The sequence below is a fragment of the Rhizobacter sp. P2_H2 genome (assembly GCF_056403375.1).
Window position 1 is genome coordinate 1 of sequence record NZ_JBFUFP010000659.1, and the last position, 3,097, is coordinate 3,097.

5 protein-coding genes are annotated in these 3,097 nt (G+C 72.9%); 1 reads left to right on the forward strand and 4 read right to left on the reverse strand.

What is annotated here, in order from left to right; all coding sequences use genetic code 11:
* The 3 genes from AC1D15_RS24235 to AC1D15_RS24245 all read right to left on the reverse strand — a co-directional run.
* The coding region (locus AC1D15_RS24235) for an amidohydrolase (protein WP_477827976.1) at nucleotides 1–1,144 on the reverse strand (1,144 nt) is incomplete at its 3' end.
* Nucleotides 1,131–1,829, reverse strand: a complete 699-nt coding sequence (locus tag AC1D15_RS24240; protein WP_477827977.1) for an HAD-IA family hydrolase — start codon at nucleotides 1,827–1,829, stop codon at nucleotides 1,131–1,133. The genes AC1D15_RS24235 and AC1D15_RS24240, both read right to left, overlap by 14 nt.
* Nucleotides 1,830–1,843: 14 nt before the next feature.
* Nucleotides 1,844–2,230, reverse strand: a complete 387-nt coding sequence (locus AC1D15_RS24245) for a helix-turn-helix domain-containing protein (protein WP_465111937.1) — start codon at nucleotides 2,228–2,230, stop codon at nucleotides 1,844–1,846.
* Nucleotides 2,231–2,406: 176 nt separating this feature from the next.
* Between AC1D15_RS24245 and AC1D15_RS24250 the strand changes: the two genes are divergently transcribed.
* Nucleotides 2,407–2,757 carry a cupin domain-containing protein gene (locus tag AC1D15_RS24250; RefSeq protein WP_477827978.1) on the forward strand — a complete coding sequence of 117 codons (351 nt, stop codon included), beginning with the start codon at nucleotides 2,407–2,409 and terminating at the stop codon, nucleotides 2,755–2,757.
* Here the strand turns inward: AC1D15_RS24250 and AC1D15_RS24255 are convergent.
* A partial coding sequence (locus AC1D15_RS24255) for an NAD(P)/FAD-dependent oxidoreductase (RefSeq protein ID WP_477827979.1) occupies nucleotides 2,739–3,097 on the reverse strand: 359 nt, incomplete at its 5' end. The genes AC1D15_RS24250 and AC1D15_RS24255 overlap by 19 nt on opposite strands.

Sequence of the window (3,097 nt, forward strand, 5' to 3'; positions counted from 1 at the left end):
GCGCCGTGAACCAGCCGATCCCCAGCGGCAGCGCCGCGTCGTTGAAGTCGTAGCACGGGTGGTGCAGCGGCCGCGTCGGCCGCGGGGCGGCCTCGCCGCCGCCCTGCCCCAGCCACAGGTAGGCGCCGGGGCGCACCTGCAGCATGAACGCGAAGTCCTCCGACGTGAACGCCGGGCGCGCCGCCACGCCGGCCTGCAGCCCGCAGGCCCGGGCCGCCGCCAGCGCCGTCTCGGCCTCGGCCGCACTGTTGACCGTGGCCGGGTAGTAGCGCGTGTAGGTCACCTCGATCGCCGTCTCGCTGGCCTGGGCCACGCCTTGCGCGACCGCGCGCAGCGCCGCCTCGATGCGGTCCTGCGTCGCCGCATCGAAGCTGCGCACCGTGCCGGTGACGGCCACCTCGGCCGGCAGCACGTTGTGCGAATGCCCGCCCTCGATGCGCGTGACCGACAGCACCGCCGACTCGCCCGGGTCGATGCGCCGCGCCACGATGGTGTTGAGCTGGGTCACCAGCTGGCTGGCGGCGAGGATCGCATCCGGCGTCTGGTGCGGCTGCGCGGCATGGCCGCCCCGGCCGCGCACCAGGATGTCGAAGCGGTCCGCGGCCGCCATGATCGGGCCGGCGCGCGTCTGCGCCTGGCCCAGCGGCAGGTCGGGCCAGTTGTGCAAGGCGTACACGGCATCGCTCGGGAAGCGCTCGAACAAAGCATCCTGGACCATCGCGCGCGCCCCGCCATGGCCTTCCTCGGCCGGCTGGAACACGAAGTTCACCGTGCCGGCAAAGCGCCGGCTGCGCGCCAGCTGCCGCGCCGCGCCCAGCAGCATCGCGGTGTGACCGTCGTGGCCGCAGCCGTGGTGCACGCCGGCCACCTGGCTGGCATGGGCCAGGTCGCTGCGCTCCGCCATCGGCAACGCGTCCATGTCGGCGCGCAAGGCCAGGCTGCGCCCGGCCCCGTGGCGCAGCACACCCACCACGCCGGTGCCGCCCACGCCCTCGTGCACCTCCAGGCCGAGTTCACGCAACGCTGAGGCCACGATCCCCGCGGTGCGGTGCTCCTTGAACGCCAGTTCCGGATGCGCATGCAGGTCGCGCCGCAGCGCCTGCAGGGCCGGCAGCAGGTCGGCGATCTCGTCAGTGCCCGGCATCGACCGCATCCGCCAGCTGGGCCAGCGTGTGGAAGTGATGGTCGGGCCGGGTCAGCTCCTGGACTTCCAGCGTGCCGCCGAAACCGGGCTGGCCGTGGCGCCGCTCGATCCAGCAGGTCGCAAGACCCAGCCGCTTCGCGACGCCGATGTCGTGGTACTGGCTCTGCGCCACGTGCAGGTTGTCGGCGCGGGTGAAGCCGCGCGTGCTGAGGCGGCCGCGCGCGAATGCGAAGAACTGCGGGTCGGGCTTCTCGCACAGCGCGTCGTCGCAGCTGACGCTGTCGTCGAACGGCATCTCCAGCGTCTTCTCGAAGTGAGACAGCGCCCAGCGCTGCGCATTCGTCATCGCGACCAGCTTGAAGCGCGTGCGCAGCCGCTTCAGCGCCGCCACCGAATCGGGGAACGCCGGCCACACCGCCACCGAGTCGCGCAGGCCCTCGGCCAGCGCGGCCGAGTCGGGCAGGCCGAGGCCGGGCGCGATCGCATGCCACACGCGCACCAGGTCGTCCGGGTACCAGCCGGCGGCGTCGCTCGCCCGGGCCCGGCGGTAGGCGGCGAGGAAGGCGTCGTCCGTCACCGCGGCGCCGGGCACCGCCTGGCGCAGGTAGCGCAGCATCCCGCCCTCGAAATCGATCAGCGTGCCGACGACGTCGAAGGTGAGGACTTTGAAGTTCTGCAAGGGCATGGTGGTTCGTTCCGTCAGGGGTTGATGGCGCAGGGAGAAGACTGGCGCGACTGGTACTGCCCCGGCGTCATGCCGCAGACGCGCTTGAAGCGGCGCGACAGGTGGCTCTGGTCGCAGAAGCCGGCCTCGCTGGCCGCACCGGCCAGCGTCGCGCCCTGGCGCAGCAGGGCCTGGGCATGGCGCACGCGCTGCAGGTCCACGTAGCGGTGCGGCGCGATGCCGACGCGCTCGCGGAACACCGTCGCGAAGCGCCACACGCTCAGGCCGGTGAGCGCGGCCAGCCCCTGCAGCGACAGCGGCTCGGCCAGGTGGGCGTCGATGTAGGCCAGCACCGGCGCCATCGAGTGCGTGCGGCGGCGCGGCGGCGCGGGCGCGGCGGGGTCGTTCGGGAGGCTGCACATGCCTTGCAGCTTAAGAGCGGCCCGGCCGCGCGCGGCACCGTTCAGCGCCTGCAGCGCAGCATCGAATTGCGTTGTGCGTCACGCGGCGCGCAGATCCTGCGGTACGACAAGGGCGTCCTATCGGCACGGCGGCGTGCCGGCCAGACTGCGCGTCTCTTTCACTCCCCGCACCCGCCATGACGATCCAGATCCTCCGCCAATCCGCCACGCTCCCCGGTCTGCAGGACGAGGGCCCGGTCGCGCGCCCGCTGTCCGAGCCGGCGAGCACCACCCGCGGCCTGGCCGTCGAACTCGCCGGTGCCGGCGGCAACCGCAGCGGCCTCTGGGAATGCACGCCCGGCCGCTTCGAGCGCCAGCTGGTGCAGGCCGAGGTGATGCACATCCTGGCGGGCGCCTRCAGCTTCACGCCGACCGGCGGCCAGGCGCAGCAGATCCGCGCCGGCGACACGCTGTTCTTCCCGGCCGACACAACGGGTGTCTGGCACATCACCGAAACCCTGCGCAAGGTCTACGTGGTCATGGCCTGATCCTGCCGCGCCGCCGCGAAGCGCCCGATCGAGAACGCCTCGATCGGCGTCGACGTGCGCCCGGTCGCCAGCAGCTCGGCCATCACCTCGCCGACGCCCGGGCTGATCGCAAAGCCCTCGCCGTTGAAGCCGAACGCGTAGTGCAGCCCGGGCACGCGCACGCTCGGCCCCAGCACCGGCACCGCATCGCCGGTGTAGCCCTCGATGCCGCTCCAGACGCGGATCAGCTGCACGTTCTCGAACGCCGGCACGAAGCGGCGCAGCTCGCGCAGCTGGCGCAGCGTGTTGTCGGGCAGCACCTGCGAGCGCACCGGATCGCACAGCGCCGGGCCCTTGAGCC